This is a genomic window from Streptomyces sp. NPDC001568, from assembly GCF_042893755.1.
In the GTDB taxonomy this organism is placed as follows: domain Bacteria; phylum Actinomycetota; class Actinomycetes; order Streptomycetales; family Streptomycetaceae; genus Streptomyces.
In genome coordinates this window covers 1-25,047 of sequence record NZ_JBIAVF010000001.1, presented here as the reverse complement: position 1 = coordinate 25,047, position 25,047 = coordinate 1, and the positions used below count along the sequence as shown (strand labels likewise).

The following is a 25,047-nucleotide window of genomic DNA, read 5'->3' as shown; positions in this document are numbered from 1 at the left end:
GTGGCCGGACATAAGCCGCCCCTACCGTCCGTGGTGGCCCACGGCGTGCGTCTGCCACTCGACGACACAAACCAGGCGCCCGTCTGGCGATCTGCTGGTCGGACCATGGCCGGTGGTCAGTCGCCGAGACGGCCTCGGCCATGAACCGGGCTGGTGCGGCTTATGTCCAGCCACGGCCGGTGGTCAGTCGCTGAGCCGAGCGAAGTTCGTAGCGATCCGATGCGCTTTCCCGGCTACCCGCAATCCCGGTTGATGTCGTCGTCCTGACGAGCGGGTAGGGGCCTTTGGTCGTCTGCCGGGTGTGGAGAGGTGCTGTGACGTGCCCGTATGCCCTGTCGGCCGACGCCCGGCCCCTCGCCTCGTCACTGAGGGACCCGCTCCTGCTCATCCGTCCCCCGTGACCGTTCTTTTGGGGGGTTCCCGTCGGTCTTCGGATTTTCGTGGCGGGTCGGTCGGTCAAGGGTGGCCGAAGGCCATCGCGAAGCGACGCGACCGAAGGGAGCGCCCTTGAGGGACCGGCCCGCCACGAAGAGACGATGAGACCGGCGGGAACCCCCCAAACCCTCCCCGATCCGGATCACGGGCACCCCGACCACCCCCGACCCCGCCCAGCAGCACCGACCCCACCCACCCGCAGCCCCAGGCCCCAGACCCCAGCCCCACCCGCAGCCGCACCCGCAGCCGCAGCCGCAAGCCCGCAGCCCCCACCCCGCCCTCAGCCCAGCTGGACCACCGCGCGGGACATGCCGAGGACCTTCTGGCCCGCGCTCATCGCCGTCAGGTCGACCCGTACGCGGTTGTCGTCCATCTTGACGGCGACCTTCGCGGTGACCTCGATCAGTGCGCCCTCGTCGTCGTTCGGGACCACCACGGGCTTGGTGAAGCGGACTCCGTACTCGACCACCGCGCCCGGGTCGCCGACCCAGTCGGTCACCACGCGGATCGCTTCGGCCATGGTGAACATGCCGTGGGCGATCACGTCCGGCAGACCGACCTCCTTGGCGAACTTCTCGTTCCAGTGGATCGGGTTGAAGTCACCGGAGGCCCCGGCGTAGCGCACGAGCGTCGCGCGCGACACGGGAAAGGACGCCGCCGGCAGTTCGGTGCCGACCTCGACGTCGGCGTACTGGATCTGGGCAGCCATCTCAGGCCTCCTCGGGGGCGCGGGAAACGAGCTTGGTCCACGCCGTCACCACGTGCTCGCCGGAGGCGTCGTGGACCTCACCGCGGATGTCGATGATGTCGTTGCCGGCCATCGACTTCACGGCCTCGATCGTCGAGGTCACCGAGAGCCGGTCGCCCGCGCGGACGGGACGGACGTACGAGAACTTCTGGTCGCCGTGCACGACGCGGCTGTAGTCGAGACCCAGCTGGGGGTCCTCGACGACCTGGCCCGCCGCCTTGAATGTGATGGCAAACACAAAGGTCGGGGGGGCGATCACGTCGGGGTGGCCGAACGCCTTGGCCGCCTCCGGGTCGCTGTAGACGGGATTCTCGTCACCCACCGCGACCGCGAATTCGCGGATCTTCTCCCGGCCGACCTCGTACGGATCGGTGGGCGGGTAGGTCCGCCCGACGAAGGTCTGGTCGAGGGCCATGGCTCACTACCTCCTGTGGAAGGGACACGAAAAACAGACAAAGAGGGTGACGCACGTCACGTCGATGTCCGCACCGCGACGGCTCTCCCGTGCCATCCCGCACCGTCCACGCCGCCCCGCACCGGTTCGTGATCCGTGCGGAAACGACACAAGGCCGCCCCCCAATGACGGGGACGACCTCGTGACGGTGCCTGTATTCGAGACTTCGCCAGGATCAGCGGGTCTCGCGGTGCGCGGTGTGCGAGTTGCAACGCGGGCAGTGCTTCTTCATCTCCATGCGATCCGGGTTGTTACGCCGGTTCTTCTTGGTGATGTAGTTCCGCTCCTTGCACTCCACGCAGGCCAGCGTGATCTTCGGGCGGACGTCGGTGGCAGCCACGTGAGTGCTCCTTGACGGAATATGGGACGGATGAACGCATAAAAGAGTAGCCGATCGGGAGACCGACCCCGCAATCGGCTACTAGTTGTAGCGGCGACCGGACTTGAACCGGTGACACAGCGATTATGAGCCGCTTGCTCTACCGACTGAGCTACGCCGCTTTGATGTGATCCGCTCCCCACCCGAGGGTGGGGAACCTCACTCATCAGAGCCCCAATGCGGAATCGAACCGCAGACCTTCTCCTTACCATGGAGACGCTCTACCGACTGAGCTATTGGGGCGAGCGATGAAGACATTACACGGTTGCCCGCCGATCGCCCAAATCCTTTGCGGCGTCTGGGCTCAGGGGGAGGTCGGCGGGGATTCTTGATCACCATCCGAGTGCTGGCCCGGCGGTTTTCCGGGGTAAATGTGCGCGGGCTCACATCCGGCGCCCCGCCGTCGGCGCCCCGCACTCCCCACCCGCCTCCTCCGGCCCCTCCCCACCCCGACCCGGCCCACCGGACCCGCGCCTCCCCCTTCCTCCTCCCCCTCCCCACGCCGGGGTGATCGGTGCCGCCGGGGCGCGTACGGGCACCACACCGGTACGACTATTGCGCTCTTCCGCGAAGCCGGCAGTCGGGCGCCCTAGGCTCTGACCACGCTGCGTGATCTTGGGCCGCGGGCTGTGGCCACGGCGCAGGAACCGCCCGAGCCACCGCAGGAGCGCGATGTCCGACAGCCAGCCGCAGCAGCCCTCCCACTCCTCGCGGAACCCGGCCGAGGGCCCCTCCCGGGCTCCCGCCGGCGGGGCCGCCCCCGAGGCCACCGGTCTGCTCCTCGCCGGGGCGCGGCTCACCGACGGTCGTACCGTCGACGTCCGGCTCGGCGGCGGCCGCATCCAGGCCGTCGGGACCGCGGGCAGTCTGACCGCGCCCACCCTGTCCCGGGTCGACCTGCGCGGCTACCTGCTGCTCCCCGCCCCCGCCGAGCCCCACGCACACGGGGACACCGCTTTGACCGCCGATGGCGAGGGGCCCGTCTCGTACGGCCCGGACGAGGTGCAGCGCCGGGCCACCGAGGCGGCCCTACTCCAGCTCGGGCACGGCGCGACCGCCGTCCGCTCCCACGTACGGATCGGCGACGTGCACGGGCTCGGCCCGATGGAGGCCGTCCTCCAGGCGCGGCGGTCCTTGCGCGGGCTGGCCGACCTGACGGCCGTGGCCGTGCCCCGGTTGCTGACCGGGGCCGCCGGGGCGGACGGGCTGGCCATGCTGCGCGACGCCGTCAAGATGGGCGCGTCGGTGATCGGCGGCTGCCCGGATCTGGATCCCGATCCGACGGGCTTCGTCGAGGCGGTCCTGGAAATGGCCGCGGAGCACGGCTGCCCCGTCGATCTGCACACCGACGGTGACGACCCCGGTCGCCTCGCCCGGCTCGCGGCGATGGCGGGCGGGCTGCGCCCCGGGGTGAGCATCGGCCCCTGCGGGGGGCTGTCGCGGCTCCCGCTGGACGTGGCTTCGCGGGCCGCCGACCAGCTGGCGGCGGCGGGCGTGCGGGTCACGTGCCTGCCCCAGGGCGACTGCGCGGCCCTGGAGCGGCGCGGCCTGCGCACCGCCCCGGTACGACTGCTGCGGGCGGCCGGGGTGCGCGTCACGGCCGGGAGCGGGGCGCTGCGGGACGCCGGCAACCCGGTGGGGCGGGGGGATCCGCTGGAGGCCGCGTACCTGCTGGCCTCCCAGGGCGGGCTGCGGGCGGCGGAGGCGTACGAGACCGTCAGCAGCGCCGCCCGCGAGGCGATGGGGCTCCCCGAGGTTCGGGTGGAGGCCGGCTTCCCGGCGGAGCTGCTCGCCGTGCGCGGGGATCGGATCGCCGCGGTGCTGTCGTTGGCGTACAGCCGGATCGTGATCCATCGGGGGCGCGTCGTAGCCCGTACGAGTGCCGTACGGGAGTACTGCGACTCGGCGGTCGCGGTGGCTCTGGACCTGCCCAGGCAGGGCCGTACGGAGTCCGGTCCCTGAGGCGACCGGCGGGCGCTCGCGGGCGCCCGCGCCTGGTGGGACGTACGGTCGGGACATGCGCATCGTCATCGCGGGTGGACACGGTCGGATCGCGCTGCGGCTGGAGCGACTGCTCGCCGCGCGCGGGTACGAGGTCGCGGGCATCATCCGCGATCCGGGGCAGGGCGACGACCTCAGGCGGGCGGGCGCCGAACCGGTGCTGTGCGATCTGGAGTCGGCGTCCGTCGAGCACGTGGCGGGCATCCTTCAGGGCGCGGACGTCGCGGTGTTCGCCGCCGGTGCCGGTCCGGGCAGCGGGGCGGACCGCAAGGAGACCGTGGACCGGGACGCGGCGACGCTGTTCGCCGACGCGGCCGAACGGGCTCGCGTGCGCCGCTTCCTGATGGTCTCTTCGATGGGCGCGGACGCCCGGCACCCGGGCGACGAGGTCTTCGACGTCTACCTGCGGGCGAAGGGCGAGGCCGACGAGTACGTCCGGACCCGGTTGGGCCTGGAGTGGACGGTCCTGCGGCCCGGTTCGCTGACCGATGAGGCGGGGTCGGGCGAGGTCCGCCTGGAGGCGGAAACGGGCCGCGGGTCCGTCCCGCGCGACGACGTCGCCGCGGTGCTCGCCGAGCTGCTGGAGACGCCGGCGACGGCGGGCCTGACCCTGGAGCTGGTCGAGGGCTCCACCCCGGTGTCGGTGGCCGTCAAGAACATGGCGGGCAGCTGAGCGGGGGCGGGCGCCCGGGGCGTCGTTGAGCGGGCGTCAGAAGTCGGCGTCCAGCTTGTCGTCCGAGCGTCCGACGGAGTCCTGCTGGAACTGCTTCTCGTAGGCCTGCCGGATCCGTTCGACGCGGACCGTGCGCTCCTCGGCCTCCTTCTCGGGGTAGAGCAGGATGACTTCGTACGAGGTCTCGCGGACGGTCGTGCCGTCCGCGCCGCGCCACTGGCCGCGCCCGTCCTGGAGGGTGAGTCCCTCCGGGAAGGCCGGGGTGATGTCGTGGTCCAGGAACCGGAGGAACTCCGCCTCCCCCACGGGCTCCCGGCCGTCGGGGCGCTGCGTGCCGAAGTACAGCCGGGTTTCCCGGTAGGGCTCTCCGACCTGCGTGTGCAGTGCCGCCCCGACCAGGGCGGGGATGCCGGCGCCGAGCAGGGCGAGCAGGACGCCGCCCCCGACCTTTCCGCGTGTGTCCGTTGTCCATGTCACGGCCGGTGAACGACCGGCCGCCCGCATCGGTGCGCGGGGGCGCCGGTAGGGTCACCCGGATGTCGGCCGCAGGGGGTGGTCGCGCGAGGTGCGGGGTCGGGCATGGGCGACGGCGATTGGCGGGTCGGGGCGGCGGAGGGCGGCCGGTTGGCGGCCCGGTGGTGGAAGTGGGCGCTGTCGGCGCCGGAGGACCGGAGCCCGGTGAGCGATACGACGGGGGCGTACGCCGATTGGCGGCAGCCCGAGGACCTCTGGTTCCTCGCGGGGACGTACGGCGGCAGGGTGGTGCGGCGCTGCACGGTCCCGGCGGAGCGTCGGCTGTTCTTCCCGGTCCTGAACACGCAGCGCCCGGTGGTGCCGCTGCTGACGAAGCCGTGGCGGATGGAGGTGACCCGGGCGTCGGCGGCGATGAACAGCTGCCCGCTGGCGGTGCGCGAGTTCACCTCGGGGACGTTCCTGTCCATGGGCGTACCGCGGGTCACGTGGGGCCTGTGGTGCGCGCTCGAACCGCTGCCGGCGGGTCAGTTCGTGCTGGAGATCGAGGCCTCGGCGACGAACGGCTTCTGGGTGGACACGACCTACCACCTGACGGTGGCCGGGCCTTCCTGAGTGCCCCGGGGACGCCGGCGGGGCGTCCCGCGGGCGCTCGCCTGGTGCGGAACGTACGAAAGAACCCCCGCCCACCGCATTTTCGCGGATGGACGGGGGTTCTACTCGCGTGGCGGCGCCAGGGTTCGAACCTGGGTAGGCTGAGCCGGCAGATTTACAGTCTGCTCCCTTTGGCCACTCGGGCACACCGCCATGATCATTGCCGTCTTTCCGCCTTGCGGCGGCGCTCCGTGGCAACGACGTAAACAATACCCGATGTGCGGGGGTGGTCCGCCACCGGATTGATCAGCCCTCCACGTGGGCACGGTGGCTAGGCTTTGCCGAGCGGACCGGGGATGTCCGGCCGCGCCCTTCGGGGCACATCACAGCCGACTTCAAGGAGCCACAGCACATGGCCGACTCCAGTTTCGACATCGTCTCGAAGGTCGAGCGGCAGGAGGTCGACAACGCCCTCAACCAGTCCGCGAAGGAGCTCTCGCAGCGTTACGACTTCAAGGGCACGGGCGCGTCGATCGCCTGGTCCGGCGAGAAGATCCTGATGGAGGCGAACTCCGAGGAGCGCGTCAAGGCCGTCCTCGACGTGTTCGAGACCAAGCTGGTCAAGCGCGGGATCTCGCTGAAGGCGCTGGACGCCGGCGAGCCGCAGCTGTCCGGCAAGGAGTACAAGATCTTCGCGACGATCGAGGAAGGCATCTCCCAGGAGAACGCCAAGAAGGTCGCGAAGATCATCCGTGACGAGGGCCCCAAGGGCGTCAAGGCCCAGGTCCAGGGCGAGGAGCTGCGCGTCAGCTCCAAGAGCCGTGACGACCTCCAGGCCATCCAGGCGCTGCTCAAGGGCAAGGAGCTGGACTTCGCGATCCAGTTCGTGAACTACCGCTGATCGGCGGGCCCGGGGGTCCGGGCCCGTTCGTGCTGCGCTGAACGAACCCCGAGGGCACGACGGGGGCGGTTCGCCGGGAGCTTCCGGCGGGCGCCCGTGTCGTGCCCTTCGTCGTCGGCGCTCGCAGGGTGTGTGCGGGGCGTGAACGGCGCGTGCTCCTCCGCGGCCCCCCTGTGATCACTGGGCACCGGCCGGTGCGGCCTCCACGCTGGGTGAATCGTCAATCATCGGATGGCAGGGAGTTCCGCATGCCTGGGGCCGACACGTTCCGCCAAGACTTCGCGGCGTCCGTGGTCGTCGCGCTGGTCGCGCTTCCGCTGTGTGTGGGGGTGGCCGTCGCCTCCGGGGTGCCGGCCGAGTTGGGGATCGTCACCGGGGTGGTCGGCGGGCTGGTCACCGGGTGGTTCCGGGGGAGCTCGCTCCAGGTGAGCGGGCCGGCGGCCGGGCTCACCGTGCTGGTCTACGAGGCGGTGCGGGCGTACGGGTTGCCCGCGCTCGGGGTGCTGGTGCTGTCCGCCGGACTGTTGCAGCTGGGCATGGGGGTGCTGCGGCTCGGGCGGTGGTTCCGGGCGATCTCGGTCGCCGTCGTGTACGGGATGCTGGCCGGGATCGGGCTCGTGCTGATCGCCGGGCAGCTCTACGCCCTGGCCGGGGTGACCGCGCCGGGGCACACCCTGGCCAAGCTGGGCGGGCTGCCGGCCCTCGCGGCGCGGGCCGACTGGTCGGCCGTGGCGTTGGGCGCCGCGACCGTCGCGGTGCTGGTGGCGTGGCCGCGGGTGCCGGCCGGGCTCCGGATCGTGCCGGGGGCGCTCGTCGGGGTGGCGGCCGCGACGGCGGTGGCCGTGCTGTTGAGCCTGCCCGTGGAGAAGGTGCGGGTGACGGGGGTGCTGGAGGCGGTGGCGCCGCCCGGCTGGGGCGACTTCGGGGTGCTCGCCTCCGTCGGAGCCGTCGGGACCGTGATCGCGCTCTCGCTGATCGCCTCCGCCGAGACGTTGTTCAGCGCCGCGGCCGTCGACCGGATGCACGACGGGCCGAGGACGCACTACGACAAGGAGCTCATCGCCCAGGGCGTCGGCAACAGCGTCTGCGGGATGCTCGGTTCCCTACCGATGACCGCCGTCATCGTCCGCAGCGCCGCCAACGTGGAGGCGGGGGCCCGGACGCGCGCCGCCCGGGTGATGCACGGGGCCTGGCTGCTGCTGTTCGCCGTCGCCTTCCCGCAGCTGCTGGAGGTCGTCCCGCTCGCCGCGCTGGCCGGGGTGCTGCTCCACGCGGGCTGGAAGCTGTTGCCGGCCCGGGCCGTGGCCGGGCTGTGGCGCACGCACCGGGGGGAGGCCGTGGTCCTGCTGGTCACGGCCTCGGCGATCGTGGTCACCAACCTTTTCGAAGGGGTGCTGATCGGTCTGGGGCTCGCCGTCGCCAAGGCGGCCTGGGAGACCTCCCACGTGCACATCGAGGAGGTCCGGGAGGGCGGGGAACTGTGCGTGCGGGTCGTGGGGAACGCCAGCTTCCTGAGGCTGCCCAAGCTCCTCGACGCCCTGGACGCGCTGCCGAACGGGCAGGAGGTGCGGCTCGACCTGAGCGGGCTGCGACACCTGGACCACGCCTGCCTGACCGCCCTGGAGGGGTGGGAACGCAAGCGGACGCCGCTCCCCGGCCGGGAAGGCGTCGTCTAGGCCGTCCCGCGGTGGTGGCGGTGCTCTCGGCCACGGCCGATCCGCGGGGTGCGCTCGGCTTCCCGCCGGTGCGGAGCGCCGGCCCACTACGCGATCGCGAATGCTCGCACGTGGACTGCGCGCGGGCTCTCGGTTCAGGTGTCAAGGGGCATGCCGTCGTCGCGGTCGGGTCGTTCGGTGTGTGGCGCCGTCCTGTGCGCCGCACCTCACGTCGGTGATCACGGGGGCGAGGGCGCCGCCCCTGGGCGCGCCGGCCCGATGGCGTGCGGAGTCGGCTCGGCTCCGGGGTCAGGACCCGAGCGGGGGCGGGGCTCCGGGAGGCGCTCGGGAAGGCGACGCGCCTGGTGGGGGCGGGAGCCGGCGGGTACGGGGCGACCGGCGGGCCGTGGGTGGGGCGGGGCCGCCCGTCGCGGCGGCAGCGGGCCGGGCCGGCCGGCGCCGCCCGGCCCGCGCGGGCGCGGCGGCCGGCGCGAGCACGGGCCGAGGGAGCGGCGGGGGGAAGCGGGCGGGGCCGGGTAAGGGGCCGGCCCGGACCGTTTCCCCGGGGTCGGGCCACGCGGGCAGGCGTTCCTGCTGCCTGCCCGCGCGGCCTCGCGCACAGCGGGTGACTTGCGACGGCAACTGCTCGGATTCGTTCATGCGTTCATGGTGACGCATGGCGCCCACATCCGTCCGAGCCTGTGGACAACCCCGGAGGACCGAGGTCAGCGCGAGGCGAAGGGGGCGTCCGTCGGGACGATCTCGCGGCCGAGCGGCAGCAGGGAGAGCGGGACCATCTTGAAGTTGGCGATGCCGAACGGGATGCCGATGATCGTGACGCACAGCGCGATGCCGGTGACGATGTGGCCGATGGCGAGCCACCAGCCGGCCAGGACCAGCCACAGGACGTTGCCCACGCAGGAGGCGGCGCCGGCGTCACGGCGTTCGACGGCGGTGTAGCCGAACGGCCAGAGGGCGTACACGGCGATGCGGAACGCCGCTATGCCGAAGGGAATGCCGATGATCGTGATGCAGAGGATCACGCCGGCCAGGCAGTAGCCCAGGAACAGCCAGATCCCGCTGAGCACGAGCCAAATGATGTTGAGGATGGTCTTCACTGACTGCGGCCTGCCATCTGTTCGAGCCGGGCGATGCGCTCGGCCATCGGAGGGTGTGTCGAGAACATCTTGGACAGTCCTTCGCCCGGCCGGAAGGGATTGGCGATCATCATGTGACTCGCCGTCTCGATGCGCGGTTCGGCGGGCAGCGGGAGCTGCTTGGTGCCTGCGTCCAGCTTGCGCAGGGCGCTGGCCAGGGCGAGGGGATCGCCGGTGAGCTGCGCGCCGGAGGCGTCCGCCTCGTATTCGCGCGAGCGGCTGATGGCGAGCTGGATCACGGACGCGGCCAGTGGGCCGAGGATCATGATCAGCAGCATGCCGAGGAGCCCCGGGCCCTCGTCGTCGTTGGACCGGCCGATCGGGATCAGCCAGGCGAAGTTCACCAGGAACATGATCACGGAGGCCAGTGCTCCGGCCACCGAGGAGATCAGGATGTCACGGTTGTAGACGTGGCTCAGCTCGTGGCCGATCACCCCGCGCAGTTCGCGCTCGTCGAGGATGCGCAGGATGCCTTCGGTGCAGCAGACCGCGGCGTTGCGCGGGTTGCGGCCGGTCGCGAAGGCGTTGGGGGCTTCGGTCGGGGAGATGTAGAGCCGTGGCATGGGTTGGCGCGCTGACGTGGAGAGTTCGCGCACCATGCGGTACAGCTCGGGGGCTTCGAACTCGCTGACGGGCCGGGCGCGCATCGCGCGTAGAGCCAGCTTGTCGCTGTTCCAGTACGCGTAGGCGTTCGTCCCGAGGGCGACGAGGACGGCGACGATCAGGCCGGTCCGTCCGAAGAAGCTTCCGATGCCGATGATGAGTGCGGACAGCCCGCCGAGGAGTACGGCGGTCTTGAGCCCGTTGTGCCGGCGGTGCACGGTACGCCCTCCAAGTGGTGCGGCAGGGGGGACCCCGTCCAAGGTCTGAGGGTCTACCGTCCAGTGGACCCTCCCTTCCTGGTCAACGCCAGATGGGGCCGTACGGTTCCCGGGGCGCGGCGGGGCCGGCGCCCCCGCGGGCCCGGCCCGGGCGCGCCGGCGGGCGTTGGGCCGTGCGGGTGAACCTGCTCCGACCTGCGACGTCCTGCCGCGGCCTACTGCGGGAAGAGGCTGCCCGAGGCGAACCGCAGGACGAGCTGGGGGGCGCCGGAGAGCACCACGGCGGTGGCCGCGGTGAGCACGATCGCGGCGGTGACCGGCCAGGGGACCTTGGCCGCGGCGGGCCGCCCGGCGGGGGCGGCCTCCTCGGGGGTGCGGAAGAGCAGCGCCGTCCAGCGCAGGTAGTAGTACAGGGCGACGACGACGTTGGCGGCCATGACCACGGCGAGCCAGCCGAGCCCGGCGTCGACGGCCGACCGGAAGACGGTGACCTTCGCGAACAGGCCGATGATGCCCGGCGGCAGCCCCGCGAGGCACAGCAGGAAGAAGGCCATCGCGAGGGCGGCGAACGGGCGCTCGGCGTAGAGGCCGCGGTAGTCCGCGATCCTGTGGAGGGGCTTGGTCCGGGCGACGAGTGCGGCCACCGCGAAGGCTCCGAGGTTCACGGCCCCGTACATGAGGGCGTAGGCGACGGTGGAGCCGATCTGGTCGCGTTCGGAGTACGCGGCCGCCGCGATCGGGACCAGCAGGTAGCCGGCCTGGCCCACGGAGGACCAGGCGAGGAGCCGTACGGCGCTGTTGGCGCGGTCCGCGGACTGGCGCAGGGCGGCGGTGTTGCCGAGGGTCATGGTCAGGGCGGCGAGGACGGCCAGGGCGGGGCCCCAGATGTCGGAGTACGCGGGGAAGGCGATGACCGTGACGAGGATCAGGCCGGTGAAGCCGACGGCCTTGCCGATCACGGAGAGGTAGCCGGCGATGGGCAGCGGGGCGCCGACGTAGGTGTCGGGGACCCAGAAGTGGAAGGGGACGGCCGCGGTCTTGAAGGCGAAGCCGACGAGGGTGAGCGCGACGCCCGCCATGGCGAGGGTGTCGAACTGGGCGGGTACGTCTTCGAGGCGGTCCGCGACCCGGTCGAGGTGCAGGGACCCGGTCGCGGCGTAGACGAAGGAGACGCCGAGGAGGGAGACGGCGGTGGCGGTGACGGAGGACAGGAAGAACTTGAGGGCGGCCTCGGAGGACAGCCGGTCGCCGCGGCGCATGCCGACGAGGGCGAAGGCGGGCAGCGAGGCCACTTCGAGGGCGACGATCAGGGTGGCGAGGTCGCGGGAGGCGGGCAGCAGGGCCGCGCCGGCGGCCGAGGAGAGCAGCAGGAACCAGTACTCGCCGGCGGGCATGCGGGTCTCGCGGACGGCGGTGACCGACATGAGGGCGGTGACGAGGGCGCCGGCGAGGACGAGGAACTGCACCACGAGCGCGAAGTGGTCGGCGGTGTAGCTGCAGGCGGTCGGGTCGCCGGTGAGGCAGAAGGTGGTGCGGTCGCCGGCGCGCAGGGGCAGCAGGGAGGCGGTCGCGGCGGCGAGGCCGGCGACGGAGATCCAGCCGAGGAGCGGCTTGCGGCGCTCGGGCAGGAACAGGTCGGCGACCAGTACGAGCAGGGCGACGGCGGCGGGGACCACCACGGGGGTGATCGCGAGCCAGTCGACGCTCTGGACGAGGCCGGGGGTTTCGGCGGCGAGGACCGTCGGGGCCGTCATGAGTTGCCTCCTGCGAGGAGCTTCTGGACGGCCGGGTCGGTGAGGCCGAGGAGGACCGCGGGCCACAGGCCCGCGAGGACGGTGAGGGCGACGAGCGGGGTCCAGGCGGCGAACTCGTAGCGCTGGACGTCCGCGACGGTGATCCCGGGGTCGGCCTTCGGGTCGCCCATGCAGACGCGCCGTACGACGATCAGCAGGTAGGCGGCGGTGAGCAGGGTGCCGAACGCGCCGACGGCCGTGTAGGTGAGGAAGGCCGGTCGCGACAGGCCTTCGGCGGGGTCGAACGCACCGAACAGGGCCAGCATCTCGCCCCAGAAGCCGGCGAGGCCGGGCAGGCCGAGGGAGGCGACGGCGGCGAACGCGAGGAGCGCGCCGAGGCGGGGCGCGCGGCCGTACAGGGCCGCGCCGGTCGCGCCGGCGAGGGTGTCGAGGTCGGCGGTGCCGTAGCGGTCCTTGAGGGCGCCGACCAGGAAGAAGAGCAGGCCGGTGATCAGGCCGTGCGCGATGTTCGCGAACAGGGCGCCGTTGACCCCGGTCGGGGTCATGGAGGCGATGCCGAGCAGGACGAAGCCCATGTGGCCGACGGAGGAGTAGGCGATGAGGCGCTTCAGGTCGCCCTTGTTGCCCTTGCGGGCCAGCGCGAGGCAGGCGAGGGATCCGTAGACGATGCCGACGACGGCGAAGGCGCCGAGGTACGGGGCGAAGGTGTGCATGCCGTCGGGGGTGGCGGGGAGCAGGATGCGGACGAACCCGTAGGTGCCCATCTTCAGCATGACGCCCGCGAGGAGGACGGAGCCGACGGTGGGGGCGGCGGTGTGGGCGTCGGGGAGCCAGCTGTGGAGCGGCCACATGGGGGTCTTGACGGCGAGGCCGATGCCGATGGCGAGGACGGCCAGGAGCTGGGTGGTGTGCGTCAGTTCGCGGCCGTTGTCAGAGGCGAGTGCCACCATGTCGAAGGTGCCGCTGTTCAGTCCGATGAGGAGGAGACCGAGCAGCATGACGACGGATCCGAGGAGGGTGTACAGGATGAACTTCCAGGCGGCGGCCTGCCGCTGAGCACCGCCCCAGCGGGCGATGAGGAAGTACATCGGGATGAGGACCATCTCGAAGGCGAGGAAGAACAGCAGCAGGTCGAGGACGGCGAAGGTCGCGAGTGTCCCCGATTCGAGGACGAGGAGCAGCGCGACGAAGGCCTTCGGGGAGGGGCCCTCGGGGAGCTTGTGGTAGCTGTACACCGCGCAGAGGAAGAACAGCAGCGCGGTCATCAGGAGGAGGGGGAGCGAGATGCCGTCGATGCCGAGGTGGATCCGGATGTTCAGCGCCTGGATCCAGCTGATGTCCGTCGTCGCCTGGAAGCGGGACGGGGCGTCGTGGTCGAAGCCGGCGGTGAGGGCGATCGCGGCGACGAGGATGACGCCGGTGACGGTCACGCCGTGGCGCAGGACGGCCTGTTCGGGGCTCCTGCCCTTGAGTCCGGGCGGGGCCGGCAGGAGGGCGGCGACGGCCCCGAGGAGCGGTGCGGCCACGATGAACGCCAGAAGGAACTGCATCACGGACGGGCTGATATCAATCACGGCTGACTCACGGCTCACGATCCGGCGTTGACGTTGGCGAGGACGGCGGTGGCGATCGCCAGGACCACGGCGCCGGCGAGCAGGGCGCTCAGGTAGGTCTGCACGTTGCCGGTCTGGGCGCGGCGTACGAGGCTGCCGAGCAGCCGGGTGCCGGTGCCCGCGCCGCGGACGTACGTGTCCACGACCTCGCGGTCGAGGAAGCGGACCAGGCTCGCGGCCCCGCGGACGGGGCGGACGAACAGGCGGTCGTAGACGGCGTCGAGGTGGAAGCCGTCGGCGGCGTGGCGGTGCAGGGGGCCGAGGAGGGCGCGTCCGGGGTCGGGGGCGGGTCCCGCCGGGACGGCGGGGTGCTCGTGGGTGACCTCCGCGACCTCGGGGGTCTCGGCGGCGGACTCGGCGGCGGCGGTGGCCGCGGACACGGTGGCGGTGACGGCGGGGGTGTCCGTCGCGGCTGCCGCGGCGGCGGGGCCGACGGGGGCGGGGGCCGTCGCGAGGCGGGCCGCGGCGCGCTGCCAGAGGCCGTAGGTGAGGAGCACGCCGATGAGGGCCGCGCCCGTACCGAGCAGCGAGGTGGTGACGGTCGGGGTGAGTTGTCGGCCGTCGAACCAGTCGCCGAGGGGACCGGCGGCGAGGCCGAAGCCGACCGTGGGGACGGCCAGCAGCCACAGTACGCCGGTCATGGCGACGGGTTCCTTGCCGTGGTCGGGGGCGGCGGCGCCCCGGCCGCGGAACGCCATCAGCCACAGCCGGGTGGCGTAGGCGGCGGTGAGCAGGGCGGTGAGGACGCCGGCGACCAGGATCAGCCAGCCGGCCGAGGAGGGTGCGGAGTCGGAGTGTCCGAGGGCGGTCTGCTCGGCGGCGACGAGGACGGCTTCCTTGGAGAAGAAGCCGGCGAAGGGCGGGATCGCCGCGAGCGCGAGCAGGGCGAGCGTCATCGTCCAGAACGCGTCGGGGACGCGCTTGGTGAGGCCGTCCATGCGGGACATCGCGGCGAGGGAGTTGGTGCCCGCCGCGTGGATGATCACGCCGGCGCCGAGGAAGAGGAGCGCCTTGAAGGCGCCGTGGGACAGGAGGTGGAAGACGGCGGCGCCGCGGTCGCCGACGGCGAGGGCTCCGGTCATGTAGCCGAGCTGGCCGACGGTGGAGTAGGCGAGGACCCGCTTGATGTCGTCCTGGGCGAGGGCGGCGAGGGCGGAGCCGACCATGGTGACGGCCGCCATGACGGCCATCACCACCAGTGCGGCGCGGGACGCCGCGAAGACGGGCAGCAGGCGGGCGATGAAGTACACGCCGGCGGCGACCATCGTCGCGGCGTGGATCAGCGCGGAGACCGGGGTGGGGCCGGCCATGGCGTCGGGGAGCCAGGTGTGCAGCGGGAACTGCGCGGACTTGCCGGCGACTCCGGCGAGGAGGAGCAGCGCGATCAGGGTCGGGTGGTCGAGTCCGCCCGCGGCGACGGTGTCCAGGATCTTGGTGATCCGGAAGGAACCGGCGTCCGTGGCGAGCGCGAACAGGCCGATCAGGAAGGGGACGTCGCCGAGCTTGGTGACGAGGAACGCCTTGAGCGAGGCGGAGCGCGCGGCTTCGGTCTCCCAGTAGTGGCCGACGAGGAAGTACGAGCAGATGCCCATGACCTCCCAGCCGACCAGGAGCACCATCAGGTCGCCGGAGTAGACGACGAGCAGCATCGCGGAGGTGAACAGGGAGACGAGCGCGGCGTAGGACGGGTAGCGCGGGTCGTCGCGCAGGTACGCCGTCGAGTACAGCTGCACGCAGGTGGCGACGACGCCGACGAGGACGGCGACGAGCACGGCGAAGCCGTCGATGTACAGGGACAGCTCGATCGGCACGGAGCCGGTCGGGGTGAGTTCGGTGGCGGTGTCGATGGCGCCGTCGCCACCTTGGCGGACGGCGACGAGGACGGCCAGTACGGCGGCGGCCAGGGTCGGCAGCACGGCGAGCGGCCGGACGAACCCGGGGGCGGCACGGCCGAGGAGGAGGCCCGCCACCGCGCCCAGGAACGGCAGGAGGGGGACGAGGACCGCGAGGGTCGTGGTGCTCACGCGGCGACCTCCGGCCGGGCGGTGGTGTCGTCGGGCAGGGCGGGCTCGTGGCCTTCGGCGGTGTCACGGAGCCTGTCGACGTCCGAGGTGCCGCGGTTGCGGTACACCATCAGCACGATCGCGAGGCCGATGCCGATCTCGGCGGCGGCGATGGCGATCGTGAAAAGGGTGAGGGCCTGGCCCGCGTGCAGGGCGTCGCGCAGCCAGACGTCGAAGGCCACCAGGTTGAGGTTGACGGCGTTGAGCATGAGCTCGACGGACATCAGGACCAGGATGGCGTTGCGTCGGGCGAGGACTCCGTAGAGGCCGACGGCGAAGAGGAGGGACGCCAGTACGGCGGGGTAGACGAGGTGCATCAGCTCCGCCCCTTCCGGTCGCCGGTGGCGGCGTCGCCGGCCGCGGCGGCTGCGGCGGAGGCGGAGGCGGCCGCGTTCGCGGCGTCCTCGGCGTCCTCGGCGGGGGTGTTCCTGCGGGAGAGCACGATGGCACCGATCAGGGCTGCGAGGAGGAGCACGGAGAGCGCCTCGAAGGGCAGCACCCAGTGCTGGAAGAGGATCTCGCCGGTCACCTTGGTGGAGCCTTGGGCGGGTCCGTCGAGGTCGATCCAGGTGGTGCGGAAGGCGTCGACGACCACCCAGACGAGTGCGGCGCCCGCGGTGACGGCGACGCCGAGCGCGACCCAGCGGTTGTGGGAGTCGGCGTCCGGGGAGCGGCCGATGGGGGCCTTGGTGAGCATCAGCCCGAAGAGAAGGAGGACGACCACGGAGCCGAGGTAGATCAGGACCTGCACCCAGGCGATGAACTCGGCGGTCAGCAGCAGGTACTCGACGGCGACGCCGCCGAGTGCGACGACCAGCCAGAGGGCGGCGTGCACGAGCTGCTTGGTGGTAACCGTGATGACGGCCGCGCCGAGGGTGGCGAGGCCGACGAGGAGGAAGGCGATCTCGACGCCGGTGGGCGACAGGAAGCCGGGGCCGGTCGTCGTGGCGGCGGCGGCCAGGGTGGCGGCGGGGCTCACGCGTCTGCCTCCGGGGTGGTCGGGGGTTCGTCGCCGGTGGCGGCTGCCGCTGCGGCGGCGGCCGCGGCCGCGGCGGCTTCGGACTTCTCCACGGCCTTGCGGGCGGCGGCGATCTCCTTGGGCTCCTCGGCGGCCGGGTCGAGGGCGGGCGGCGCCGGCACCGTCCACATCCACTCGCGGAGCTTGTCCCGCTCGTGGACGAGGTCCTGGATGTCGGTCTCCGCGTACTCGAACTCCGGCGACCAGAACAGGGCGTCGAAGGGGCACACCTCGATGCAGATGCCGCAGTACATGCAGAGCGAGAAGTCGATGGCGAACCGGTCGAGGACGTTGCGGCTGCGCTCGCGACCGCCGGGAGCGGCGGCGGGGACCGTCTCCTTGTGGGAGTCGATGTAGATGCACCAGTCGGGGCACTCGCGGGCGCACAGCATGCAGACCGTGCAGTTCTCCTCGAACAGGCCGATGACCCCGCGGCTGCGGGGCGGGAGTTCGGGTTGTACCTCGGGGTACTGGGCGGTGTGCGCGCGCTTGGTCATCGTGCGCAGGGTGACGGCCAGGCCCTTGGCCAGGCCGGATCCGGGGACCGGGGACATTACTGGATCGCCACCTTCACGATGCCGGTGAGCGCGATCTGGGCGAGCGCGAGGGGGATGAGCACGGTCCAGGCGAGCTTCTGGAGCTGGTCCTCGCGCAGGCGGGGGTAGCTCACGCGCAGCCAGATCACGACGAAGGCGAGGACGGCGACCTTGAGGAGGGTCCAGACCCAGCCGAGGTCGTCGCCGCCGAAGGGGCCGTGCCAGCCGCCGAGGAAGAGGACGGTGGTGAGGGCGCAGAGCACGACGATGCCGGCGTACTCGGCGAGCAGGAACAGCGCGAAGCGCAGGCCGGTGTACTCGGTGTACGCGCCGAAGATGATCTCGGAGTCGGCGACGGGCATGTCGAAGGGGGGCCGTTGGAGTTCGGCGAGGCCGGCGATGAAGAAGACGAGCGCGCCGGTGATCTGCCAGGGCAGCCACCACCACTCGAAGGCTTCGACGATGCCGGGCAGGGACACGGTCCCGGCGGCCATCGCCACGGAGGCGGCGGCGAGCAGCATGGGCAGCTCGTACGCGAGCAGCTGTGCGGCGGTGCGGAGGCCTCCGAGGAGGGAGAACTTGTTGGCGGAGGCCCAGCCGGCCATGAGCGAGCCGAGCACTCCGACGCCCATGACGGCGAGTGCGAAGAACAGGCCCGCGTCGATGACCTGCCCGACGGCGCCCTCGCCCGGTCCCACCGGGATGGCGAGGAGGACGAGGAGGTACGGGAGCAGTGCGACGGCGGGGGCGAGCTGGAAGATCCGTCGGTCGGCGTTGGCCGGGACGATGTCCTCCTTCTGCGCGAACTTCACGCCGTCGGCGACGAGCTGGGCCCAGCCGTGGAAGCCGCCGGCGTACATGGGGCCGAGGCGGCCCTGCATGTGGGCCATCACCTTGTGCTCGGCCTGCCCGACGACGAGCGGGAGCACGAGGAAGACGGCGAAGACGACGATCAGTCGCAGGGCGACGTCGAGGACGTCGTTCACGCGTCGCCTCCGGTGGTGTCGTGGTCGGGATTGCCGTTGCCCTGGCCGGGCTCCGGTTCGGGAGCGGGGTCCGTGCCGGGCGCGGGGTCGGGGTCCGGCGCGGGCTCGGGGTCCGGCTTCGGCTTGGGGGCCGCCTCGGGCTTGGGGACCGCCTCGGGCTTCGTGCCCGTCGCGGGGTCGGGCTCGGGCTCGGGCGCACCCTTCGGCCCGGGCTCGTCGGAGGTGGGCCCGGCGCCGGCGGCGGGTGCCGCGGCGTCTTCGAAGGCGGGCTTCGGGTCGTGCCAGGGCGCGTCCGCGCTGCGCGGGGCGGGGCGGCGCGCGGGCTCCGCCCCGGGCGGCGCGGCCTGGCCGGTCGACCCGTCCGCGGCGGAACGGGTACGACGCGGCGGGCGGGTCGGGGTCTCGGTGTCCGGGGCGGACGCGCCCTCGGGCGCGGAGCGGGGCGGGGCTTCGGAGTCCGGCGACGGCGCGGCCTCCGCGGCGGCCTGGCTCGCCGAACCGTCCGCCACCGAGCGGGTACGACGTGCCGGGCGGACCGGGGCGTCCGACTCCGGGGACGACGCGGGCGCCGACTCCGGCGACGCGGCAGCCTCCGCGGCGGCCTGGCTCGCCGAGCCGTCCGCCACCGAGCGGGTACGACGTGCCGGGCGGACCGGGGCGTCCGACTCCGGGGGCAGCGGGGTTTCCGGGGTCCCGGGGGCCGCGCCCGGGCGGGGGCGGCGGGCCGGGGCGCCCTCGCGCGGGGTGCGGGTCGGGGCGCCGGCTCGGGGGGTGCGGGCGGGGCGGGTGGGGGCCGGGGGGAGTTGGCCCTTGAGGGGGCCCCAGTCGTTCGGGTCGGGAACGCCCGGCGGAAGCATCTGGCGGCGCTTCGGGGCGTCGGGGTCGTGGCCCTCGCCCGGCTCCTTGGCGCCGGGCCAGGCCTTGGCGACGCGCGCCGCGAGGACGAAGTCCTTGCGCAGCGGGTGCCCCTCGAAGTTCTCGGGGAGCAACAGCGGCACCAGGTGGGGGTGGTCGGTGAAGGTCACCCCGAACATCTCGAAGGTCTCCCGCTCGTGCCATTCGGCGCCGGCGTAGACGGCGACGGCGGAGGGCAGCGAGGGGGCGCCGTGCGGGACGGTGGTGCGCAGCAGCAGGCGGCGTACGCGGTGGTTCTCCAGGCAGACGAGGTGCGCGCAGATCCGGAAGCCGGTACCGGGTTCGTCGACGGCGCTCAGCCAGTCGAAGTAGGTGCAGCCCAGCTTGTCGCGGGCGATTTCGAGCGCGGGGATCCAGGATCCGACGGGGACGTCGACGGTGAGGACCTCGTACGCGTACGAGGCGACGGCCTCGGCGCCGAAGACGGCCGGGGCGGCGTCGGGCAGGGAGTCGTAAAGGTTCACGCGCCGGCTCCCGGAGTCGCGGGCGGGGGCGTGACCAGGCCGCTGGTGAGCTGGGCCACGGAGGGGCCCGCCGCGTAGCGTTCCGCGAGGGACTCTCTGGCGATCTTCTCCTGGAGCTTCAGGATGCCCTGGAGGAGCGCTTCGGGGCGCGGCGGGCAGCCGGGTACGTACACGTCGACGGGGATGATCTGGTCGACGCCCTTGGTCACGGAGTACGAGTCCCAGTACGGGCCGCCGCAGTTGGAGCAGGCGCCGAAGGAGATGACGTACTTCGGCTCCGGCATCTGCTCGTAGAGCCGCTTGACGGCCGGGGCCATCTTGTCCGTCACCGTGCCCGAGACGATCATCAGGTCGGCCTGGCGCGGGCCGGGCGCGAAGGGGATCACGCCGAGGCGGATGAAGTCGTGCCGGGCCATGGAGGCGGCGATGAACTCGATGGCGCAGCAGGCGAGGCCGAAGTTGAAGACCCACAGGCTGTAGCGGCGTCCCCAGTTGAGGACCACCTTCATCGGTTCCGGGGCGAGGCGGGAGAGGACTCCCAGGCGCTTGGGTTCCGGGAGCAGCTGGGGCTCGGCGGGGCTCGCGGCCGGTGCCGGGTCCGGTGTCACGTCCATTCGAGGACGCCCTTCTTGTACGCGTAGAGCAGGCCGACGGCCAGGAACCCGAGGAAGATGAACATCTCGACGAGGGTCGTGGCGCCGTAGCCGGCGGCGGCGAACACCGTCGCCCAGGGGAACAGGAAGATGGAGTCGACGGCGAAGATGACGTAGAGGAACGCGTAGACGTAGTAGCGGACCTGGGTGTGCGCCCAGCCCTCGCCGACGGGGTCCACGCCGCACTCGTAGGTCAGCAGCTTCTCCGGGGTGGGGACGACGGGCCGCAGCAGGCGGCCGGCGCCGAAGGCCACGGCGACGAACAGCACGCCGAGGACGGCGAGCAGCCCGACGACCGAATAGCTGCGGAAATAGTCCGCGGCGAGCACGGTCGCGATCGCGTTCGCGGGCACGGTCGATACCGTTGGGTCGGGCACGTCCGTTCCTCGCTTCTCGGCCACTGTCGACGGTGTTGTTGATCTGGTACGGACGGGAGTCTAGGGCCTGGGCCCCGCGGGGTGGGGTTATCCCCCGTTCACTGGCGCCTGGTCACCCCATGGCACCGGCGCCCCCGAATTGGCAGGCTGTGGCCCATGACAGTGAACGATCAAGCTTCCCCTCCTCCGGTGCGCCCGGCCTTCGACGTGGTGACGTGGAAGGAGATCGCGTACCTGCTGAGCAACCTGCCGGTGGCGCTGATCGGTTTCGTTTACACGGTTGTCATGATTTCGACGGCGGGTGGTCTGTCGGTGACCGCGATCGGTCTGCCGCTGCTCGCATGCGTGCTCTACGGGTCACGGCAGCTCGGAAAGCTCGATCGCGCGCGGGCGCGGGCGCTGCTGGGCGTACGGGTGGACGAGCCGACTCCGCTTCCCGGTCCGAAGCGGTCGGGCGGGTTCTTCGCCTGGCTGTGGGCGGCGGTCAAGGACCCGGTGGCCTGGCGGACGGTGCTGTACGAGCTGGTCAGGCTGCCGTGGGGGGTGCTCACCTTCACCGTCGCGCTGACCGGGCTGTTCGTGCTGTGGCCGGTGCTGCCCTACGTGGTGCGCGGCTTGGCGAACGTGGACCGCGCGATGGTCCGGGGCCTGCTGTCGCCCTCCGACGAGTTGGAGCGGCGCATCGCGGCGCTGGAGTCGGGACGCGGGGTGGTCGTGGACACGGCGGCGGCGGACCTGCGGCGCATCGAACGGGACCTGCACGACGGGGCGCAGGCGCGGCTGGTGGCGCTGGCGATGGGGTTGGGTCTGGCGAAGGAGAAGCTGCTGGAGGACCCGGAGGGGGCGGCGGCGATGGTCGACGAGGCGCACGGCGAGGTGAAGCTGGCGTTGCAGGAGCTGCGCGACCTGGCCCGGGGCATCCACCCGGCGGTGTTGACGGACCGTGGGCTGGACGCGGCGCTGTCGTCGGTGGCCTCGCGGTGCGTGGTGCCGGTGAAGGTGGCGGTGGACCTGCCGGGCCGCCCGGCGGAGGCGATCGAGGGGATCGCGTACTTCGTGGTGTCGGAGCTGCTCCAGAACGTGAGCAAGCACGCGCGGGCGCGGGGGGCGAGCGTCGAGGTGTGGCGGTCGCAGAAGCGGCTGCTGATCCGGGTGTCCGACGACGGCCGGGGCGGCGCGCGGCTGTCCGGCGGCACCGGCATGGCCGGCCTCGCGGAGCGGCTGGGGGCGGTGGACGGGGTCTTCCTCCTGGACTCCCCCGAGGGCGAGGGCACGGTCGTGACGGCGGAACTCCCCTGGCGCGACCGCACGTAGCCAGGACCCCGCCCCAGCGGGCACTGCCCCTGGCGCGACCGTGCCCAGGCCCTGTCGGGCACTGACCGGGACCCCTGCCCGAACGGGCGGGGGTCCCGTCCGCGTGACCGGCCCCACCGCAAGCCCGTACGCCCGTACGCCTGCCCGCCCTCGCCCCGCCCCGGCCGGCCTCCGGCACGGCCCGGGCGGCCTCGGGGTGGGGATAACCCCCCTGCGCGGACGCCCACCTGCCGCATGGTCCGGAGCGGGGCCGCGGCGGCACTGTGGAGGCATACCCGGACACCGGGGCATCGGGACACCGGGACATCCGGGCACCGGGGATGACGCGAAGGGCGGGTCGGACATGGGCAACGGCAAGGACAGCGGGCGGGGGGTCGTCGAGGTGCTGCGGGCGCCGCTGGCGGCGCGGACCTGGCGGGAGTTGGCGTACCTGCTCCTCGGCCTGCCGCTGAGCACCCTGTACTTCTCGCTGGCCATCGCCGGCGTGAGCCTCGGCGCCGGGCTGCTGGTTACCTTCGTCGGTGTTCCGGTGCTGGCGGGCGTGCTGGCGATGTGCCGGGGGTTCGGTCAGGTGGAGCGGGCCCGCGTGCGGGGCCTGCTGCGGGTGCCGCTCGCCGATCCGGCGCCGATCCGGGCGGCCAGGAGCGGGCTGCTGCCGGCCGTGGGGGCGCTGCTCAAGAGCGGCAGCGCCTGGCGGCACCTGCTGTACTCGGTGATCCACTTCCCGTGGGCGGTGTTCGCGTTCGTCCTGTCGCTCACGCTGTGGGCGGCCGGGTGGGCCTACCTGCTGTACCCGCTGTGGTTCTGGGTGTTCCCCGCGTTCACCGACCAGCCGGGGCTCCAGCTGTTCCAGAACGACGACTACTCCTTCTACCTCGACTCGCCGCTCGCCATCATCGCGACCAGCCTGATCGGGCTCACCGTCACCCTGGCCGCGCCCTGGGTCATCCGTGCGCTGGCCACCGTCGACCGGGTGCTCGTCATGGGACTGCTGGGCCCCTCCCGCCTGGACAGCCGGGTCACCGAGCTGGAGTCCGACCGCGGCGTCGTCGTGGACACCGCCGCCGCCGACCTGCGGCGCATCGAACGCGATCTGCACGACGGCGCCCAGGCCCGGCTGGTGGCGCTGGCCATGGACCTGGGGTTGGCGAAGGAGAAGCTGACCGAGGACCCGCAGGCCGCAGCCCGCATGGTCGACGAGGCGCACGGCGAGGTGAAGGTCGCCCTCCAGGAGCTGCGCGACCTCGCCCGCGGCATCCACCCGGCCGTCCTGACCGACCGCGGGCTGGACGCGGCCCTGTCGTCGGTGGCCTCGCGGTGCACGGTCCCCGTGCGGGTGGCGGTGGACCTGCCGGCCCGCCCCGCGGCCGCCATCGAGGGGATCGCCTACTTCACCGTCTCCGAGCTGCTGCAGAACGTCAGCAAGCACGCCCGGGCCCGCTCGGCCTCCGTCGACGTCTGGAAGTCCGGGGAGCGCCTGTTGATCCAGGTCGCGGACGACGGGCGGGGCGGGGCGGGCGTCAGCGCCGGGAGCGGGCTCGCGGGGCTGACCGAGCGGCTGGACGCCGTGGACGGCGTCCTGGTCGTCGATTCGGCCGCCGGACACGGGACGACGGTGACCGCCGAACTGCCCTGGCGGCCCTGACCCACGGCTCCGGGAACTCTTCGCACCGCCCACCGCACGACCACTCGGGGCCCCGGCGCGCCGCGCCGCCGGGGCCCCTTCCGTTCGCGGAAACTCCGTCCGTACACACACGTGTTGGCCGGACGGGGCCGTTCCGCGCCACCGGGCTGGGATGCTTGGCCATGCCGGGCACGCCCGGTGACGGATGTGGGTTGCGGACGACGAGTGACGATGCGGGAGCTGCTGAAACGTGGACGACAGGGTGCGGGTGGTCATCGCCGAGGATTCAGTGCTGCTCCGTGAGGGCCTGACCCGGCTGCTGACCGACCGGGGGCATGACGTCGTGGCAGGCGTCGGGGACGCGGAAGCCCTGATCAAGACGGTGGCGGAGCTGGCGGCGGAGGACGCGCTGCCGGACGTGGTGGTGGCCGACGTACGGATGCCGCCGACGCACACCGACGAGGGGGTGCGGGCCGCCGTCCGGCTGCGCCGCGAGTACCCGGGGATCGGGGTGCTGGTGCTGTCGCAGTACGTGGAGGAGCAGTACGCCACCGAACTGCTGGCCGGTTCCACCACCGGTGTGGGTTACCTGCTCAAGGACCGGGTGGCCGAGGTACGGGAGTTCCTGGACGCGGTGGTGCGGGTGGCGCGGGGCGGTACGGCGCTGGACCCCGAGGTCGTCGCCCAGCTGCTGGGACGCAGCCGGAAGCAGGACGTACTGGCGGGGCTGACCCCCCGTGAGCGCGAGGTGCTCGGGCTGATGGCGGAAGGACGGACCAATTCCGCCGTGGCGAAACAGCTGGTGGTGAGCGACGGGGCGGTGGAGAAGCACGTCAGCAACATCTTCATGAAGCTGGGGCTGTCCCCGAGTGACGGGGATCACCGGCGTGTTCTGGCGGTTCTCACCTATCTGAAATCTTGATCGACTGACACCCTGTCAGATAGGGCGCCGCGAGACGGCCGAAAGTCGGCCGAAAGGCAGGCCGAAAGCCGGACCGGTGGCCCGGAAAGTACGAGAAGCGGTGGCGGTGACGGCGGGTCGCGCAGGTCGGCCCCCGACATCGCCCCTGAACGGTTAGGAATATCCGTGTAGCGCACGACGTCCGCTGGACACATGGTCCAGCGCGATGTTCCACGATGTGGGAAACCCAGGGTTGGACATCCCCACGGACGTAGGGTTGGCCTTGGGAACGAACGCCCAGCCTCGAAGGAGGTCCAGTTCAGTGACCAGCCAGGTCAGTAGCCCGGCCGAGCAGGCCGACGGGGCCGGAGGAGCCATCGCGGGGCAGCGCACAGCGCCCCGTACGGATGGATCCGGCAAGGAAATCCGCCGCGTCGATCGTGTGATCATCCGTTTCGCGGGTGATTCGGGTGACGGTATGCAGCTGACGGGTGACCGTTTCACTTCGGAGACGGCGTCCTTCGGCAACGACCTTTCGAC

Annotated in this window: 24 protein-coding genes, 3 tRNA genes and 1 pseudogene; 9 read left to right on the top strand and 19 right to left on the bottom strand. The window is 72.3% G+C overall.

Going from position 1 to position 25,047, the window contains the following annotated elements:
* Positions 1-715: 715 nt before the first annotated feature.
* From ACFY0I_RS00140 to ACFY0I_RS00120, 5 genes are all read right to left on the bottom strand, one after another.
* A complete protein-coding gene (locus ACFY0I_RS00140) occupies positions 716-1,144 on the bottom strand; it encodes a MaoC family dehydratase (protein ID WP_388888026.1) in 429 nt (142 codons plus the stop codon).
* Between the two features lies 1 nt (position 1,145).
* Positions 1,146-1,598 (bottom strand): MaoC family dehydratase N-terminal domain-containing protein, encoded by a 453-nt coding sequence (locus ACFY0I_RS00135; RefSeq protein WP_388888023.1) that lies wholly within the window; start codon positions 1,596-1,598, stop codon positions 1,146-1,148.
* A gap of 214 nt (positions 1,599-1,812) precedes the next feature.
* Positions 1,813-1,977 carry a 50S ribosomal protein L33 gene (gene rpmG, locus ACFY0I_RS00130; protein WP_007265873.1) on the bottom strand — a complete coding sequence of 55 codons (165 nt, stop codon included), beginning with the start codon at positions 1,975-1,977 and terminating at the stop codon, positions 1,813-1,815.
* Positions 1,978-2,065: 88 nt separating this feature from the next.
* Positions 2,066-2,138 (bottom strand) — tRNA-Met (locus ACFY0I_RS00125).
* 48 nt (positions 2,139-2,186) lie between these two features.
* Positions 2,187-2,259: transfer RNA gene (locus ACFY0I_RS00120), tRNA-Thr, on the bottom strand.
* Positions 2,260-2,688: 429 nt separating this feature from the next.
* Here ACFY0I_RS00120 and ACFY0I_RS00115 point away from each other — a divergent pair.
* Together ACFY0I_RS00115 and ACFY0I_RS00110 are read left to right on the top strand one after the other, a co-directional pair.
* Complete coding sequence (locus ACFY0I_RS00115) at positions 2,689-3,978, top strand: amidohydrolase family protein (RefSeq protein ID WP_388888021.1); 1,290 nt, start codon at positions 2,689-2,691, stop codon at positions 3,976-3,978.
* 55 nt (positions 3,979-4,033) lie between these two features.
* Complete coding sequence (locus ACFY0I_RS00110) at positions 4,034-4,690, top strand: SDR family oxidoreductase (RefSeq protein ID WP_388888019.1); 657 nt, start codon at positions 4,034-4,036, stop codon at positions 4,688-4,690.
* Positions 4,691-4,726: 36 nt separating this feature from the next.
* On the opposite strand, the gene ACFY0I_RS00105 is transcribed toward ACFY0I_RS00110, so the two are convergent.
* A complete protein-coding gene (locus ACFY0I_RS00105; RefSeq protein ID WP_388888016.1) occupies positions 4,727-5,167 on the bottom strand; it encodes a DUF3574 domain-containing protein in 441 nt (146 codons plus the stop codon).
* Positions 5,168-5,269: 102 nt separating this feature from the next.
* On the opposite strand from ACFY0I_RS00105, the gene ACFY0I_RS00100 reads away from it, so the two are divergent.
* Complete coding sequence (locus ACFY0I_RS00100; protein ID WP_388888013.1) at positions 5,270-5,776, top strand: hypothetical protein; 507 nt, start codon at positions 5,270-5,272, stop codon at positions 5,774-5,776.
* Between the two features lie 110 nt (positions 5,777-5,886).
* On the opposite strand, the gene ACFY0I_RS00095 is transcribed toward ACFY0I_RS00100, so the two are convergent.
* A tRNA-Tyr gene (locus ACFY0I_RS00095) sits at positions 5,887-5,968 on the bottom strand.
* Positions 5,969-6,167: 199 nt separating this feature from the next.
* On the opposite strand from ACFY0I_RS00095, the gene ACFY0I_RS00090 reads away from it, so the two are divergent.
* Both ACFY0I_RS00090 and ACFY0I_RS00085 read left to right on the top strand, forming a co-directional pair.
* Positions 6,168-6,656, top strand: coding sequence for a YajQ family cyclic di-GMP-binding protein (locus tag ACFY0I_RS00090; protein ID WP_388888011.1), 489 nt, complete (start codon positions 6,168-6,170; stop codon positions 6,654-6,656).
* Between the two features lie 248 nt (positions 6,657-6,904).
* Positions 6,905-8,332: a SulP family inorganic anion transporter gene (locus ACFY0I_RS00085; protein ID WP_388888009.1), complete on the top strand. Its 1,428-nt coding sequence runs from the start codon at positions 6,905-6,907 to the stop codon at positions 8,330-8,332.
* Between the two features lie 704 nt (positions 8,333-9,036).
* On the opposite strand, the gene ACFY0I_RS00080 is transcribed toward ACFY0I_RS00085, so the two are convergent.
* The 12 genes from ACFY0I_RS00080 to ACFY0I_RS00025 all read right to left on the bottom strand — a co-directional run bounded on the left by ACFY0I_RS00080 (position 9,037) and on the right by ACFY0I_RS00025 (position 20,668).
* Positions 9,037-9,429, bottom strand: a complete 393-nt coding sequence (locus tag ACFY0I_RS00080; RefSeq protein ID WP_388888006.1) for a YccF domain-containing protein — start codon at positions 9,427-9,429, stop codon at positions 9,037-9,039.
* A complete protein-coding gene (gene htpX, locus ACFY0I_RS00075) occupies positions 9,426-10,289 on the bottom strand; it encodes a zinc metalloprotease HtpX (protein WP_388888004.1) in 864 nt (287 codons plus the stop codon). The genes ACFY0I_RS00080 and htpX overlap by 4 nt, the downstream gene beginning before the upstream one ends.
* A gap of 215 nt (positions 10,290-10,504) precedes the next feature.
* Complete coding sequence (locus ACFY0I_RS00070) at positions 10,505-12,043, bottom strand: NADH-quinone oxidoreductase subunit N (RefSeq protein WP_388888001.1); 1,539 nt, start codon at positions 12,041-12,043, stop codon at positions 10,505-10,507.
* The gene (locus ACFY0I_RS00065; protein WP_388889259.1) at positions 12,040-13,593 is read right to left on the bottom strand and encodes a NuoM family protein; all 1,554 of its coding nucleotides are present in this window, start codon (positions 13,591-13,593) and stop codon (positions 12,040-12,042) included. The genes ACFY0I_RS00070 and ACFY0I_RS00065 overlap by 4 nt, the downstream gene beginning before the upstream one ends.
* 38 nt (positions 13,594-13,631) lie before the next feature.
* Positions 13,632-15,680, bottom strand: coding sequence for an NADH-quinone oxidoreductase subunit L (locus ACFY0I_RS00060; protein WP_388887999.1), 2,049 nt, complete (start codon positions 15,678-15,680; stop codon positions 13,632-13,634).
* A complete protein-coding gene (gene nuoK, locus ACFY0I_RS00055) occupies positions 15,677-16,036 on the bottom strand; it encodes an NADH-quinone oxidoreductase subunit NuoK (RefSeq protein ID WP_388887996.1) in 360 nt (119 codons plus the stop codon). The genes ACFY0I_RS00060 and nuoK overlap by 4 nt, the downstream gene beginning before the upstream one ends.
* Positions 16,036-16,698, bottom strand: coding sequence for an NADH-quinone oxidoreductase subunit J (locus ACFY0I_RS00050; protein ID WP_388887994.1), 663 nt, complete (start codon positions 16,696-16,698; stop codon positions 16,036-16,038). The genes nuoK and ACFY0I_RS00050 overlap by 1 nt, the downstream gene beginning before the upstream one ends.
* Positions 16,695-17,291 carry a NuoI/complex I 23 kDa subunit family protein gene (locus ACFY0I_RS00045; protein WP_388887991.1) on the bottom strand — a complete coding sequence of 199 codons (597 nt, stop codon included), beginning with the start codon at positions 17,289-17,291 and terminating at the stop codon, positions 16,695-16,697. Before ACFY0I_RS00045 ends, ACFY0I_RS00050 begins: the two co-directional genes overlap by 4 nt.
* Positions 17,291-18,259 carry a complex I subunit 1 family protein gene (locus ACFY0I_RS00040; protein ID WP_362883857.1) on the bottom strand — a complete coding sequence of 323 codons (969 nt, stop codon included), beginning with the start codon at positions 18,257-18,259 and terminating at the stop codon, positions 17,291-17,293. Before ACFY0I_RS00040 ends, ACFY0I_RS00045 begins: the two co-directional genes overlap by 1 nt.
* Positions 18,256-19,638, bottom strand: coding sequence for an NADH-quinone oxidoreductase subunit C (locus tag ACFY0I_RS00035; protein WP_388887988.1), 1,383 nt, complete (start codon positions 19,636-19,638; stop codon positions 18,256-18,258). Before ACFY0I_RS00035 ends, ACFY0I_RS00040 begins: the two co-directional genes overlap by 4 nt.
* A complete protein-coding gene (locus tag ACFY0I_RS00030; RefSeq protein WP_388887985.1) occupies positions 19,635-20,252 on the bottom strand; it encodes an NADH-quinone oxidoreductase subunit B in 618 nt (205 codons plus the stop codon). Before ACFY0I_RS00030 ends, ACFY0I_RS00035 begins: the two co-directional genes overlap by 4 nt.
* Entirely contained in the window at positions 20,243-20,668 is a 426-nt protein-coding gene (locus tag ACFY0I_RS00025; protein ID WP_388887983.1) for an NADH-quinone oxidoreductase subunit A, read from the bottom strand. Before ACFY0I_RS00025 ends, ACFY0I_RS00030 begins: the two co-directional genes overlap by 10 nt.
* Before the next feature lie 156 nt (positions 20,669-20,824).
* On the opposite strand from ACFY0I_RS00025, the gene ACFY0I_RS00020 reads away from it, so the two are divergent.
* The 4 genes and pseudogenes from ACFY0I_RS00020 to ACFY0I_RS00005 form a co-directional block, all read left to right on the top strand.
* A complete protein-coding gene (locus ACFY0I_RS00020) occupies positions 20,825-21,982 on the top strand; it encodes a sensor histidine kinase (protein WP_388887980.1) in 1,158 nt (385 codons plus the stop codon).
* A 343-nt stretch (positions 21,983-22,325) separates the two neighbouring features.
* Entirely contained in the window at positions 22,326-23,627 is a 1,302-nt protein-coding gene (locus ACFY0I_RS00015; RefSeq protein WP_388887977.1) for a sensor histidine kinase, read from the top strand.
* A gap of 241 nt (positions 23,628-23,868) precedes the next feature.
* The gene (locus ACFY0I_RS00010) at positions 23,869-24,528 is read left to right on the top strand and encodes a LuxR C-terminal-related transcriptional regulator (protein ID WP_281210401.1); all 660 of its coding nucleotides are present in this window, start codon (positions 23,869-23,871) and stop codon (positions 24,526-24,528) included.
* A gap of 301 nt (positions 24,529-24,829) precedes the next feature.
* Positions 24,830-25,047: pseudogene (locus ACFY0I_RS00005) on the top strand (2-oxoglutarate ferredoxin oxidoreductase subunit alpha); the annotation flags it as partial.